This is a genomic window from Sphingopyxis sp. DBS4 (assembly GCF_024628865.1).
GTDB lineage: Bacteria > Pseudomonadota > Alphaproteobacteria > Sphingomonadales > Sphingomonadaceae > Sphingopyxis.
In genome coordinates, this window is the sequence record NZ_CP102384.1 from 2,340,484 (window position 1) to 2,354,098 (window position 13,615).

Sequence of the window (13,615 nt, forward strand, 5' to 3'; positions counted from 1 at the left end):
GAGGCTGCTATGGAATTCAGGATAGGCACGGCTGCGATAGTATTTCTGGGATCATATTTCCCTCTGAGCCTCATCCTATTTGCGCAGAATTTTCAGTATCCCATGCTCAGTCGGCAATTTTGCTGGCCATTGCGGCAAGGGCAGTGCGAAATCCCTCTGGGTGCGCCAATATTTTCGATTAGCATGGTGGCTTTGACGCTTTTCTGCCTCTTAGTTACAATATTTTCATTGAATCTTATAAAGCCAACTCAAGATATTGAGGTGGTTTCCGCAAAATATATTCCAACAGATTTGATGAACTACACCCTTCCTTACATTGTTTCTTTTATGAGCATAGAATACTCAGATACCGGGAAATTTGTAGGGTTTGTGGTGTTTTTGCTTTGGATATTTTGGATCAGTCATCGTTCCGGGCAAATTATCCTCAATCCCGTTCTCATCGCGCTGTCATGGAGGATGTATGAGGTTGAATACAAGTTCCCCGGAAGCGACGCCAAGCATTCCGGTAAAGCTCTTGCATATGGACATTTGACCACTGGTCCATTTAAGCAGTCTCTGGTGCAAGCCATTCAGATCATTAAGCCGTGAGGAACTAAATGCCCATACCCGCCGACTTTGCAGCATTCGATATTGCAGGCGCGGCGATGACCGTGTGGGCGTTCAAAAAGTCCGGTGGGGCGGGAGGAGCCGCACCAACCTTTTCGGGGCACTGGGTTGCGACCGACCCCGCTTTGGAGGCGGCTGTCAAAGCAGCAGTCCAGCAACGGCGCGCCGCTATCGAAGAGGTCAATCCCTACGGCCTGTTGGCTCAAAACAATGAAGCGAGCGCGTTATCAATTGGTGCAAATGAGACCTACGCCGATAGGATAGTTGCCGCCACAGCCGATCCCTTGCCACAGCGGCGAGCAACAACTCTTCGCCATATTCAAAACACAGACTTCTATGTGATAAAATTGGTTAGTGGTGGGGTCACGCTCTATGCGGTTCGGAAAGCGGATTCATCATGGCATACCAAAAAGAGAACAAAAGCAATTGACGCTCTCTTCCGTGATGAAACCTTGACGCTCGAACCTGCGCCTGCATTTTCATTGTCGACATACGTTGATTTCTTCATCTTCGATGGCACGATCTACATGCTGGACAAAGGGCATTTTGAATCCGTTCTCAGTTATCGACAGGCGCACGCAAATCAGTTCATCGCGCTACAGGCCGAGCCAGCTTTCAATGCCATTTTCACCGATATGGCACCGCTTGTAGCCTACATAGGCACGAACAAAATCCAGCTTCGCAGAGCGTGCGCAATCGAACTGAAAGGGCACTACCGCGATAATGACTTTATGTTGCGGCTGCGGCAACGCTTCCTGCAACTCCGTTTGAATATTATTTTCGATGCAAACGGAAAAATTGTGCCCACGCCAGAGACATGCGCCGACATTATGACCGCACTCTTGGACCACCGGCTGTCCTCCGCGTTCTCGGAGGCCATATACGACGTGCCCGATGCTGTAGCTGTGGTCTGACACAGACTCTTGCGACGGTTGGACCGGGTTCAACCACGGCTTCCTTTTCTGCCTGACTCTCCTGCCTGACAGATTTCAGGGCGCCCCTTTCAGGCCGGGCTGTATCGCTAGCGCAACGGAACCGGCTCCGCCGTCTCCGCCCATGCGGGTTGCCATCCCTGTCGCGAGATAGTGCTGGCGAGCCCGCCTTGCATTGAGCGCCGTAGCGGCGCGCCCCCTTCCCTGACCGGAGGAAGAAAGAGGCTCGGCCTCTCTCTCCCTGCAAGGTGCCGCTTTGGGGCCGTGGCTCACTGCGTTGCGCCCGCACCACCCCCGGCACCGGACCTTGCCCCCACTCTCTCCGCCCCTCGCCGGGTCGGCAGGGGTCATGCGCGGCATGACCCGCTGCGCGGATTGGAAGGGAGCAAACACCATGAACAAGCAAGACCCCCATAGCCGTATCACCGACCGCATTCTGGCCGAGCTGGAACAAGGCACCCGCCCATGGCTGAAGCCGTGGAGCGGCGGCGATATGGCCGCATCAGGCCAGCCCCGCCCCTTGCGCGCCACCGGCCAGCCCTATCGCGGGATCAATGTCCTTCTGTTGTGGATCGAGGCCCAGACGTCCGGCTTTGTCTGCCCGTCATGGATGACCTACCGGCAGGCGCAAGCCTTGGGTGCGCAGGTGCGTAAAGGCGAGCGCGGTGCAACCGTGGTCTACTACGGCGACAGCGCCAAGACTGTGCATGACGATACCACCGGCGAGGATCGGGAACAGGGCTTCCGCTTCCTCAAAACCTACACCGTGTTCAACGTGGCCCAGATAGACGGTTTACCGGAACGGTTCCAAATCGTGCCAGAACCCGCACCGGAGACTGAGCGCATCGCAGCCGCCGAGGCGTTCTTTGCCAGCATCCCCGCGACCGTAAACCACGGCGGCGACAAGGCATATTACATGCCGTCAGCCGACCGCATCCAGCTTCCGCCCTTCGCGGCTTTCCATGATGCCCATGGATATTACGCCACAAGGGGCCATGAAACCGTGCATTGGACCCGCCATGAAAGCCGTCTTGATCGCAGCTTTGGCCGCGAGAAATGGGGTGATGAAGGATACGCCCGCGAAGAATTGTGTGCAGAGCTTGGCGCGGCATTCCTTGCCGCCGACCTTGGCATTGCCCTGGAGCCGCGCCCTGATCATGCCAGCTATATCGCGAGCTGGATCAAGATCTTGCAAAACGACACCCGCGCCATTGTGCAGGCCGCAGCTCATGCCGAACGCGCCGTCGCCTTCCTGCATCAACTAGCGAACCCCGAAGCGATCAAAGAGGCGGCATAGCCCGCCAATGATTGAGGCCGCCCCGGTCTGGGGCGGCCACTTCGTTTGACCCGCCCACCCGATCCCATAAGCGGGCCGCTCCCTTCGGTCGCAGCCTGCGATAGAGAAGCATTGCGAGATCACATCATTTGATCGAGCGCGGCGATCGTTTCGCCAAGCACGCGCCTCAGCGAAAGGAGGCTTGCGCCCAGCGACATTTCCGGCCTTTCGGCCATCAACATCATGGCCTTCAGCACCGCGTTGGATTCCCGCGCCAACAGAATCAAATGCACGCCACTTGGGGCATTGGTGCCATTCAGCCAGTTTTTCGCGGTGCGATCACTGACGCCTGTCCACTTCATGATCATCTTCGTGCCGTTGCGCGTCGATCCAAACTCGACCTTCAAGGCCGAGGCGATCACCTGCGCGAATTCGGCATCCGTCAGTCTGTCGCGACCGACCGGAAATGAACTTCCCTTCTTCGGAAACATGTTGCCCTCCCTTTGCTGTTAGAGAGGAGAGAGCAGGCAGCGGAGAAGCATCCGGGCAACATCAAGGCGCGACCACGATGGTCATTGAGTGGAAAACAGACGATGAATTCCGATCAGACGGCTCGCCACCAAAGCGGGCCGCTGAATATGTCCGTATGTCCACCGATCATCAGCAATATTCGACTGACAATCAGGCGACAGCAATACGCGCATATGCCGAGAGGCGGGGATTCGAGATTGTCCGCACCTATGCCGATGAAGGCAAAAGTGGCCTTCAAATTGGCGGGCGCGATTCCCTGCAACAGCTTCTCGCGGACATCGACGGCGGCAACGTCGATTTCGAGGCCGTTCTCGTTTATGACGTTAGCCGGTGGGGGCGTTTCCAAGACCCGGATGAAGCGGCCTATTATGAGCTGCGCTGCAAACGCGCCGGGATCACCGTTCACTATATCGCCGAACAGTTCGAGAACGACGGCACCATTGGTTCGTCGATCATCAAAACCGTCAAGCGGGCGATGGCCGGTGAATACAGCCGCGAATTGTCGGTTAAGGTGTTTGCGGGGCAATGCCGCCTTATCGGCCTTGGCTATCGCCAAGGTGGCGCACCTGGCTTCGGGCTGCGCCGGATGCTTGTCGATGAACGTGGCCAGCACAAGGGCATTTTGGCCCGTGGCGAGCACAAGAGCATCGCTACGGATCGGATCGTGCTGGTGCGGGGGCCGGATGAAGAAATCGCGACTGTCCGCGACATCTACCGCCAGTTCGTCGAGGACGGCAGATCGGAACGGCAAATCGCCGATTGGCTGAATGCCCAAGGCATCCGCTCCGACTTAGGGCGTGCATGGACGCGCGGTGCGGTCCACCAAATTCTCATCAACGACAAATACGCCGGTCACAACGTTTGGGGCCGCACATCCTTCAAGCTGAAAACCCGGCACGTTCGCAATGACCCATCGGACTGGATCAGGCACGACCAAGCATTTCCGGCCATTGTGTCGCAGGAGTTGTTCGAGCAAGCCCGCCGCATCATCGAGGAGCGGTCAAAGCGTCTGACCGACGATGACATGCTCGCGCTGCTGTCAGAAGCCTTGAAAAAGAACGGCTACCTGTCCGGCCTTATAATCGACGAATTCGAGGATGGGCCGTCCAGCAGTGCCTACCAGTCCCGCTTTGGCAGCCTGTTGCGCGCCTATTCACTTATCGGCTTCAGCCCCGACCACGATTATCGCTACATCGAGATCAACCGCGAATTGCGCCGGATGCACCCGTCGATTGTCAGGGACGTGATCGAGGGCGTGCGTGCCGCAGGCGGCACCGCGATCCAGAATCTCGAAGATGACACGCTGACAATCAACGACGAGATCACCGCCTCCATCGTTATCGCCCGGTGCAAGCTGACACGCGGCGGCCTCCGCCGCTGGAAAATCAGGCTCGACGAGACCTTGCGCCCTGACCTCACAATCTGCGTCAGAATGGACGAGGACAATATGACCGCGCACGACTTCTATATCTTGCCGCGCATGACCATTGAGGAAAGCGTGCTGCGGTTGGCCGACCACAACGGCCTGTCGTTTGACGCATTCCGCTTCGACGCGCTGGATGGATTGTTCACCTTGGCGAAGCGCGTGCCATTTCGGCAGGCAGCATAAGCCGTGGCGCTGCCCGCCCAGCGCGTCGAGATGATCCCGATTGACCGGATCACCGTCGTCAATCCGCGCCTGCGCAACAAGAAGGTATTCAAGGGCATCGTCGAGAACATCGCCGAAGTTGGCCTCAAACGCCCGATCACCGTCACTAGTCGCCATGGCGAGGATGGACCGCTCTATGATCTTGTCTGCGGTCAGGGCCGCCTTGAGGCCTTCCGGCAACTTGGCCAGCTAGAAGTGCCTGCCTTGATCGTGACCGCCGATCAGGAAGATTGTTTCGTCGCCAGCCTCGTCGAGAATTGCGCCCGCCGTCAGCATCAGGCCGTGGACTTGTTGCAAGACATCCTCGGGATGCGCGGGCGCGGCTATTCCGACAACGAAATCGCCGCCATGACCGGGCTTTCCGCCAATTATGTCTATATCGTGGGAAGGCTTTTGGAACGCGGCGAGCGGCGTCTAGTCGCTGCCGTGGAGGCGGGCTATCTCCCCATATCCGTCGCCCTCGAAATCTGCGAAGCCGACGATCAGGGTGTGCAGGCCGCGTTGCACAAGGCCTATGAAGACAATCTCCTGCGCGGCCGCGCGCTGATCGCCGCACGCCGTTTGGTGGACGTGCGAAAGCGGTCTGGCAAGGCCGCCAAACTCACCAAGCTGGTAGGCAAAGATGCAGCGACAACACCCGAGGGGCTGGTGAAGGCCTTTCAGGAGGACACCGAACGAAAGCGCATGATGATCCGCAAGACAGAGGCGACCCGCAATCGCCTCGTCTTCATCGTCGAAGCGCTGAGCCAGCTATCGAACGACGAAACTTTCGTGGCGATCCTTGAAGATGAAGGGCTTGCAACGATTCCGGCCCGGCTTGCGGATCGGATTCACAAAGTCAGGATCAGCGTCCAGTGACCCGGAGCAATCGGCAGCGAAAAATCAAGCTGGCCTTTGAACAGACCAGTTTGCGGATTCAGCTTGGCGAGATCGAGCTTCTACGCGCGATGCCAGAATCGACCCGGAAATCGCCCAAATACGGCCAGATCGCGGCATCAATCACCGAAGTCGGCATTATCGAGCCGCCCGTCGTCGTTCGCGTGCCGGGGAAGGACGAGCGATACCGGCTGCTAGACGGGCATATCCGCATCGACATTCTGAAGGCGCGCGGGGACAAGGATGTTGTATGCCTAGTGGCGACCGACGACGAGGCCATCACCTACAACAAGCGCATCAGCCGCATGGCTATCGTTCAGGAACATAAAATGATCCTGAAGGCTCTTGAGAAGGGCGTTTCAGAGGAGCGCCTTGCGCGGGCGCTCAACGTCAACATTTCGAGTATTCGCAGCAAACGACGCTTGCTGGACGGAATTTGCGACGAGGTAGCAAAGCTGTTGCAAGACCGGATGGTGCCTCTCAACACATTTCGCGAGATGAAAAAGCTGCGCCCCATGCGGCAGATCGAAGTCGCCGAAACCATGATCGCAATGAACAGGTTTTCATGGCCCTATGCCAAGTCGCTTGTTGCCGCCACGCCGCAGCATCTGTTGACCAGCGAAAAACGCAAGACCGTGCGGGGTCTCAGCGATGAGCAGATCGAGCACATGGAACGGGAAGCGACAAACATCGACCGCGAGTTCCGCATGATCGAGCAGAGTTACGGAACCGACCATCTCGATTTGGTTTTGGCGACCGGCTATCTGGCCCGCATGACGGAAAACGTGCGCGTGGTTCACCACCTTGCCCGCTGTCACCCCGAACTGTTGGCCGAGTTCCAGCGGATCGTGCAACTCCGCGAAGCAGCGTAACCGTTCAAATCGCCTACAACACCCGCAGCATTCACGCCCTTCGCCAATGTCGGGCCTCGGACTTCACGCAGCAAGCGGCGATGCCATCGGCCCCTTCGCCGGACGCGCACGAGGTGCGACGGAAATCCTCACGCGGACATCCCGGTTGAGCCGGTCGAGAATACGCATCAGCCGGTCAATGGTGAAACGGTCGAGTTTGACCTGGCGGATGCGCGAGAAATCCGCAGCCGCGATGCCGGTGCGCGCCTCGGCATCGCGCACCGTCAGTCCCTCGCTATCGAGCGTTTTGACGATTTCAGCGGCAAGGATAGCGCGAAACTGACGAAGGTTCGCGTCGGGCACATCGAAATCGGCAAAGACGTTGCCGGAACCACGGACCAGCTCGAAATCGTCATCATGGTCAGCCATCGAGCATCTCCTTCAACCGCTTGATACGCTCGCGCACGAGGTCGATTTCGTGGCGCGGCGTCGAAATTCCCTTGGTCGATTTCTTCTGGAAGGCATGAACCACCCAGATGTCGTCGCCCACTTGCAGCGCGTAAACGACGCGATAGGCGTCGCCGCGCTCCTTGATCGCCAGTTCCCACACACCTGCCCCAAGTCCAGCGAGCGGCTTGGCGATTTCCGGTGTCCCACCATCTGCCACGACGGTCAGGGCATCAAACGCCCGATTCATGGCCCGGTCGGGAAACGCCTCAAAATCCTTCCGCGCCGCCTTAATCCAAGAGATTGTGCGAAGGGTGTTACGCGATTTCGTCATATGTAGTCATATCTGCCAACAAAGTCAATCTACGATAACCGTCATGCCGCCGCTGCAAGGGACGTTCGGCGATCAAGCACCTCAACCGCCTTCAGCTTATGTTCGGGAGCGAGATGGGCATAGCGCAACGTCATGGCATAGTCGCTATGGCCGAGCAGCTCGCGAACGGTATTCAGATCGACACCCCCCATCACCAACCGCGATGCAAAGTGATGGCGCATGTCATGCCAACGGAATGCGGCAATGTCGGCATCCTTGAGCAAACGACGCCAAGAGAAGTTCACGCGATCAAACCGCTCCCCCGCTTCATTGAGGAACACCAACCCGTCCGCTTCTTCTGCCCGTGCACGCCAACCCTGCAGGACCAGAGTTGCCTCACGGTTTAGCGGAATATGGCGCGTCCGCTTGGATTTGGCGGTAGCTCCTGTCACGGTCAGAATGCGCCGGTCGAGATCGACGTTGGACCATGTGAGATCGAACAATTCACCGCGACGGCAGCCAGTGTTGATCGACAGCAGGATGAGCGGCTTCACATGATCGGTGAACATTACCGTTCGCAGGCTGGGGAGCAGAACATAGCCGCGTTCACGCCGCCAATGATTGGCAGAATCGCGTTCGGCGCGACGGCGCTCCTCACGCGCATCCATCGCAGCGCGAAGCCTCTTCTCTTCATTGTCGTTTAGGAACCGAACCTTGAGGCAGTCGTCCGTTTTCGACTTCTTGACCTTGGCGAGAGGATTGGCCGAAATCAGTTCCCAATCGACAGCGCGATTGAGCGCTGCCTTGATCGACGAAATATCGCGGTTGATGGTTTCCAGACTGAGGCCTCGCTCAATCTCACTGGCGCGCCACTTCTCGACATCCAGCCCTGTGATTTCATCCAGCCGCTTATTCAGCAAGGACTTGAAAGCCGTCGCCAGCCGCTTGAGGTTCTGCGCGTGCGCCCGCTGATTGGCCTTCGCCCAGATTTTATAGTCGCCATCAAGGAAGTCTTGAAAGGTCGGGACGCCCGGCTTTGGCTTGCGTGCTTCTATAGGGTCAATCCCGCGATAAACATCAGCAAGGATCGTGCGGGCGCTCTCACGCGCATCGGCAACGCCGAGCACATCTGCCCGTCCGAGGAAGACCCGCTTCCCACGCCCGTATTCGCAATACCAAGATTTAACGCCCGATGGCATCACTCGCAGCACCAACCCCTTTAGCCTCGTGTCGCGATGCTCGACTTTGGAAGCCGGAACGGGCAACTTGTCGATTGCCATTTGGGTAAGTGCCGCACGCATCGTCTACCGCCTTTGCTTGGTCCGCGAATCATTCTGGTGGTGCGCTGGTGGTGCAACTTGGTGAAACAAGGCGCATCAAAATGGCACCGCGCGCAACGCCCTAAGTTATCAAAAAGTGGCTGATTTCTTAGGGAAAATCAAGAATTATCGGAGCAATTGCGTTGCACCATGAACCCCCAAAAAAAGCGGCTGGGGGTGTGGGGGTCGGAGGTTCGAATCCTCTCGTCCCGACCAATTTTCCTTATAAATCAAATACATGAATACGGGAATACGGCCCGACGACAAAGGTGCCAGACCCGCTCCGGCGCCTGCCGAATATTCGCTATGCGAGACATCTCGGGCGCTTCTACGCCGTGGCGACAAGCATCAACTCTAAACCGCAACGGCGACAGCCGTGCCAACCGCGTCGAAGCAGGGAGACGCGAAGGTCAGTTGCAGATCGGCACCGCGTGCCTCGAGCTTGACCGGGCTGCCATCGCCGAGACGGACGCCCTCGCCCGAGAGGGCCAGATTCCTGACCACCAGCCGCGTGTGCGCCACCGCCCCCTTGACGATCAGGTTCACGCGCCCCGGTCCGGCGGTAAAGCGTACGGCCAGCCCGCATTCGGTCTCGCCATCCGATCGTGTCCACGGCCGCGTGCCATAGACGGCATCGCCATTTGCGCGAAGCCAGGCGCCGAAGCGTTTCAGGCGGCGAAGCTGCTCGTCGGGGATAGCGGCGTCGGTCGCGCGCGGCCCGACGTTGAGCAGCAGATTGCCGTTGCGCGACACGGCATCGATGAAATCATGGATCAAGGTTTCGGCGCTGGCGTAATCGCTTTCATCGTCGTTGCGGTTGAAACCGAAGCTGTGACTCATCCCGCGGGTCGCTTCCCATTTCTTCGCCTGGGTCTCGGCGAAGGCCGCATATTCGGGAGTCCGGAAGTCGCTGTGCGGAATTTCCGGCGGGATGATCCCCTTCGACGCATCGGCGCCCTGCCTGGCAACCGCGGCCCTGATCTTGCGATCGACATATCGCCGCACAAGCGGGATTTTGAGCAGATCGCGCTGGAGGCTCGCCGCCACCCAGCGGTCGTTGACGACGCCGTCGGGCACGGCCCGATAATAGTCGGCGAAAAGCCGGTATAGCGGCCCCGGCCGCGTCGGCCAGCTGATGTCGTTCCACAGCACCGATGGTTCGTAGCGGTCGATCAGTTCGCGCACCTGCGCCATCGCATAAGCGGGATAATCGCCGCCGGGCGTCGAAGAGAGGAAGTCCCCGAGAGTTCGCAGCGGGCGCCGGTTGAAGGTCCAGTCGATCCCGCCCGAATAATAGACCCCGAACCGCAACCCCGCAGCCCGCACCGCTGCTGCAAGTTCCCCGACGATGTCGCGCCTGGTCGTCCATCCCGCCTGATGCGGGTTCGCGACCCCGCTGGGCCACAGGCAAAGCCCGTCGTGATGCTTGGTGACGAGCACGACATAGCGCGCACCGGCATCGCGAAATGCCTCCGCCCAGGCCGAAGGATCCCAGTGATCGAGTCCCGCCTCGAACGGCTGCTTGAAATCCTCATAGGGCGCATCGCCATAATGCGCCCGGTGGAATTCGGCCGAGGGGGTTCCGGGCACCTTGATCGCATTGCAATACCATTCGGTATAGGGAACCATCGTAACCGCCCGGTCATAATCCTTGGCGAAGGCCTCGCCGATCGAGCCGAGGCGCGGGGCGAAGCCCGGGATGGCAAAGGCGCCCCAGTGGATGAAAATCCCGAACTTCGCGTCCTGATACCAGTCGGGAACGCCGCGCGCGTTGAGTTCGGCGAGCGCCTGGGCGTTGGAGGCCATCAGCCGCGCCCTCCACCGATGCCGCCCATCGATCCCGTCAATCGATCCGTGGCGCGTGAATATCCTGCCATCCCATGTCTCCCCAGGCCCGCCCTCTTCGTGGCGACGACTTCCGTGACGCACGGCGGCGCGTCGATCATGATTATTCTATAGTGATAGAAAAATATATTATGCAATGACAATATCGGCGGCAGCCGAAATCGCAGGAGAAAATAATTCTCTATTTTCCATATGGATAAGCGAATCACGCTGGGCGCTGAAAATCGTGCGGACAGGCCAGCACCGCCGCCCCTCGCCGCAAATCCCGCATGTTCGATATATGATTATAGACTAATATATAAAACACCTCTAACGATGATGCCCGGGGGATGTCGCAACGGCATTTCACCGCACATAGCGTGGGATCCGCACCAGCGGGCCCATCGCGCCAATAATCGACCAGCAGGATCGCTGGCGGCGGGAGAGGCGTGGTATGCGAAATATATCTTGGATGTTTGCGAGCGTCGCATTCATGGCGATGCCGGCTGCGGCTCAGACGCAGGCCGCCGCCGGGGATCAGTCTCCGGCGGCAGCGGAAGGCTCGGGCCTGACCGAAATCGTGGTGACGGCGGAAAAACGGACCGCCAACCTGCAGGAAGTGCCGCTGGCCATATCGGCCTATACCTCCGATGCCCGCCAGCTCGCCGGCATCAACACGCTTCAGGATTTCGCCAACTTCACCCCCGGATTGAGCTATTCGGCGGGCAATGACCGCGTGTTCATTCGCGGTATCGGGCGCCAGACCAACACCAACGGCAGCGATCCGGGCGTTTCGACCTATACCGACGGCATCTATGATGCCTCGACCACGTCGATCGCGGCGTCGGATTTCTTCATCGACCGCATCGAGGTGCTGCGCGGCCCGCAGGGCACGCTCTATGGCCGCAATTCGATCGGCGGCGCCATCAATGCGATTTCCAAAAGACCGACCGAGGACTTCAGCGCCGACCTGCGCGGCGCGGTGGGCAATTATGGCCTCTACACGATCGAAGCGTCGGCCTCGGGCTCGCTGACCAAGGGACTGCGCACTCGGCTGGCGGGCGGATATTACAAACAGGAGCGCGGCTATTTCAAGAATGAGGCTGGCGGGGTCAGCGAGGGCGGCCGCGGCGAGCGCCGCTATATCGAGCTGCAGCTCGAGGCCGATCTCGGACCCGATGTGACGGCCTGGGCCAAAATCTTTTCAGGCCGCAGCGATCTCAATCCGCACCCGCTCAACCGCGTGGGCGCGTATGACTTTTCTCCCTATTCGACGGGAGCGATCACGCCGGGCGCGGCCTTCGGCTATCTGATCCCCGGAGTCGTCGCGCTCGACCCGAATCCGGTGCCGCCCGGCGCGACCGACATTCGGCATTTCAGCGCCGACACGACGCAGACCGAACGCCTGCGCGGCAACTTCGGGGCGACCGGCGACATCAAATGGTCGCTGCCGACCTTCGATGTCCGCCTGCTCGGCGGCTTTCAGAAGTATCGCCTCGACAATAGCTACGAACTCGATGGGACGAGCGTAATTTCCTATCCCTTCCCGCTCGCGCCCGGCGGCGGGATCTGCACCTTCATTCCCGGCTGCGGACCGCTCACCGCTTTTCCGTCGACGCAGCTCAACCTGTATAACAAGAAGAGCTTCGGCAGCGGCGAGCTCAACCTGACGTCGAATACCGACGGGCCGCTGCAATGGGTCGCGGGCGTCTATTATTATCAGGAAACGCTGGCGCAGGAATCGCATTTCAACGCGCCCAACCAGCCGCAGCTCCGTGCGCCGGCCAACGGCCCCGCCAACCCGCTGGGCGATTTCGTCTATGCCGCCTCGACGCTGACCACCAAGTCGTCGGCAGTCTTTGGCCAGATCGACTATCGCCTCACCGACTCGCTGCGCTTCACGGCCGGCTTGCGCTACACGCATGACCGAAAGAGCGGCGCCGAATATTTCCGCATCCTCTGCTTCGGCTGCGGCGGTTTCTCACCCGACCTTTATGGCTCGGCGACACCCGCCCTCGATATCACCGCATCCCAGATTTCGACGCTCGATGCGCCGGGCGTCGCGTCGGCGGTGACGATCGATCCCGCGACCGGCATTGCCCGGCGCGGACTGGCCAATAGCTGGAATGCACTGACCGGCACCGTAGCGGTCGAATGGCAACCCAGCGACGATCAGCTTGCTTTCCTCCGCTATAGCCGTGGCTACAAGTCGGGCGGCTTCAATGCCGGCGGCATTTCGGTGCTGCCGCAGACCGGCGCCGAGCATATCGACGCCTTCGAGGCGGGCTACAAATATTCGATCGGCAGGCGGCTGCGCATCAATCTCGCCGGCTTCTATTATGATTATCAAGGACTTCAGGTACCGTTGACGGTATCGCAGCCGGGCGGCGCGCAGCTCACCCAATTCTTCAACCTCAAGAGCTCGCAAAGCTATGGCGCCGAGTTCGAGCTCGCCTGGCAACCCGCCGACGCGCTGCAACTGTCGTTCAACTATGGTTATGGCCATTCGCGGATCGACAGCGGATGCTGCTTCGTCGACGGACAGGATCCGCTGGCGGTGCAGCCGGGCGCGCAGCCGTCGGGCCCGGCGGTGGACGGCCAGCAACCGCAAAGCGTTGCCGGCGCCCGGCTGTCCGACACGCCGCGCCACAAGCTGGCGCTCAACGCGATGTACAGCATCGACTTCGAACCGGGGACCTTGTCGCTGTCGGGCAATTATGTGCTGCGAAGTTCGGCTTACAGCAACATCTTCAATCGCCCCTACAACCGGATGCCGTCGTGGGATCAGGTCGATCTGCGTGCGATCTGGACCGGCAGGGACGACCGCTATCGCGTCATCGCCTTCGTCAAGAATCTGTTCGACAGCAAAGGATTTGACAGCGCGCAGGGCAATCTGCTCGCATCGTCGCCGACGCTGGAAGTTGCGCAGTCCTATTCGCTGACGCCGCCGCGAACCTATGGCCTCCAGCTCGAATTCCGGTTCCGGTAGGCC

General features: G+C 59.4%; 12 protein-coding genes. 7 read left to right on the forward strand and 5 right to left on the reverse strand.

Annotated elements, in window-relative coordinates:
• Window positions 1-9 precede the first annotated feature (9 nt).
• The 3 genes from NP825_RS11145 to NP825_RS11155 all read left to right on the forward strand — a co-directional run bounded on the left by NP825_RS11145 (window position 10) and on the right by NP825_RS11155 (window position 2,835).
• Window positions 10-588, forward strand: a complete 579-nt coding sequence (locus tag NP825_RS11145; protein WP_257543365.1) for a hypothetical protein — start codon at window positions 10-12, stop codon at window positions 586-588.
• 8 nt (window positions 589-596) lie between these two features.
• Entirely contained in the window at window positions 597-1,520 is a 924-nt protein-coding gene (locus NP825_RS11150; protein WP_257543367.1) for a Kiwa anti-phage protein KwaB-like domain-containing protein, read from the forward strand.
• 412 nt (window positions 1,521-1,932) lie between these two features.
• Window positions 1,933-2,835, forward strand: a complete 903-nt coding sequence (locus NP825_RS11155) for an ArdC family protein (protein WP_257543369.1) — start codon at window positions 1,933-1,935, stop codon at window positions 2,833-2,835.
• A 119-nt stretch (window positions 2,836-2,954) separates the two neighbouring features.
• On the opposite strand, the gene NP825_RS11160 is transcribed toward NP825_RS11155, so the two are convergent.
• Window positions 2,955-3,305, reverse strand: coding sequence for a hypothetical protein (locus NP825_RS11160; protein ID WP_058457432.1), 351 nt, complete (start codon window positions 3,303-3,305; stop codon window positions 2,955-2,957).
• Between the two features lie 77 nt (window positions 3,306-3,382).
• Here NP825_RS11160 and NP825_RS11165 point away from each other — a divergent pair, with 77 nt between their 5' ends.
• Genes NP825_RS11165 through NP825_RS11175 form a run of 3 tightly spaced genes read left to right on the forward strand, consistent with a single transcriptional unit; the run spans window position 3,383 to window position 6,741 of the window.
• Complete coding sequence (locus tag NP825_RS11165; RefSeq protein WP_257543373.1) at window positions 3,383-4,954, forward strand: recombinase family protein; 1,572 nt, start codon at window positions 3,383-3,385, stop codon at window positions 4,952-4,954.
• Window positions 4,955-4,957: 3 nt separating this feature from the next.
• Window positions 4,958-5,851 (forward strand): plasmid partitioning protein RepB C-terminal domain-containing protein, encoded by an 894-nt coding sequence (locus tag NP825_RS11170; RefSeq protein ID WP_257543375.1) that lies wholly within the window; start codon window positions 4,958-4,960, stop codon window positions 5,849-5,851.
• Window positions 5,848-6,741 (forward strand): plasmid partitioning protein RepB C-terminal domain-containing protein, encoded by an 894-nt coding sequence (locus NP825_RS11175; RefSeq protein ID WP_257543377.1) that lies wholly within the window; start codon window positions 5,848-5,850, stop codon window positions 6,739-6,741. Before NP825_RS11170 ends, NP825_RS11175 begins: the two co-directional genes overlap by 4 nt.
• Before the next feature lie 63 nt (window positions 6,742-6,804).
• Here the strand turns inward: NP825_RS11175 and NP825_RS11180 are convergent, their stop codons facing one another.
• From NP825_RS11180 to NP825_RS11195, 4 genes are all read right to left on the reverse strand, one after another.
• Entirely contained in the window at window positions 6,805-7,149 is a 345-nt protein-coding gene (locus NP825_RS11180) for a helix-turn-helix domain-containing protein (RefSeq protein WP_257543380.1), read from the reverse strand.
• Window positions 7,142-7,501, reverse strand: coding sequence for a type II toxin-antitoxin system RelE/ParE family toxin (locus tag NP825_RS11185; RefSeq protein WP_257543382.1), 360 nt, complete (start codon window positions 7,499-7,501; stop codon window positions 7,142-7,144). The genes NP825_RS11180 and NP825_RS11185 overlap by 8 nt, the downstream gene beginning before the upstream one ends.
• 41 nt (window positions 7,502-7,542) lie before the next feature.
• Entirely contained in the window at window positions 7,543-8,781 is a 1,239-nt protein-coding gene (locus tag NP825_RS11190) for a tyrosine-type recombinase/integrase (RefSeq protein WP_257543384.1), read from the reverse strand.
• Window positions 8,782-9,153: 372 nt separating this feature from the next.
• Window positions 9,154-10,605 (reverse strand): alpha-L-fucosidase, encoded by a 1,452-nt coding sequence (locus NP825_RS11195; RefSeq protein WP_257543386.1) that lies wholly within the window; start codon window positions 10,603-10,605, stop codon window positions 9,154-9,156.
• Window positions 10,606-11,116: 511 nt separating this feature from the next.
• On the opposite strand from NP825_RS11195, the gene NP825_RS11200 reads away from it, so the two are divergent.
• Window positions 11,117-13,612, forward strand: a complete 2,496-nt coding sequence (locus tag NP825_RS11200) for a TonB-dependent receptor (protein ID WP_257543387.1) — start codon at window positions 11,117-11,119, stop codon at window positions 13,610-13,612.
• Window positions 13,613-13,615 lie beyond the last annotated feature (3 nt).

What these genes read in the sequence shown, in the direction of transcription:
- NP825_RS11145 (WP_257543365.1), top strand. Translation starts at nt 10, where the DNA reads ATGGAATTCAGGATAGGCACGGCTGCGATAGTATTTCTGGGATCATAT.
- NP825_RS11150 (WP_257543367.1), top strand. Translation starts at nt 597, where the DNA reads ATGCCCATACCCGCCGACTTTGCAGCATTCGATATTGCAGGCGCGGCG.
- NP825_RS11155 (WP_257543369.1), top strand. Translation starts at nt 1,933, where the DNA reads ATGAACAAGCAAGACCCCCATAGCCGTATCACCGACCGCATTCTGGCC.
- NP825_RS11160 (WP_058457432.1), bottom strand. Translation starts at nt 3,305, where the DNA reads ATGTTTCCGAAGAAGGGAAGTTCATTTCCGGTCGGTCGCGACAGACTG.
- NP825_RS11165 (WP_257543373.1), top strand. Translation starts at nt 3,383, where the DNA reads ATGGTCATTGAGTGGAAAACAGACGATGAATTCCGATCAGACGGCTCG.
- NP825_RS11180 (WP_257543380.1), bottom strand. Translation starts at nt 7,149, where the DNA reads ATGGCTGACCATGATGACGATTTCGAGCTGGTCCGTGGTTCCGGCAAC.
- NP825_RS11185 (WP_257543382.1), bottom strand. Translation starts at nt 7,501, where the DNA reads ATGACGAAATCGCGTAACACCCTTCGCACAATCTCTTGGATTAAGGCG.
- NP825_RS11190 (WP_257543384.1), bottom strand. Translation starts at nt 8,781, where the DNA reads ATGCGTGCGGCACTTACCCAAATGGCAATCGACAAGTTGCCCGTTCCG.
- NP825_RS11195 (WP_257543386.1), bottom strand. Translation starts at nt 10,605, where the DNA reads ATGGCCTCCAACGCCCAGGCGCTCGCCGAACTCAACGCGCGCGGCGTT.
- NP825_RS11200 (WP_257543387.1), top strand. Translation starts at nt 11,117, where the DNA reads ATGGCGATGCCGGCTGCGGCTCAGACGCAGGCCGCCGCCGGGGATCAG.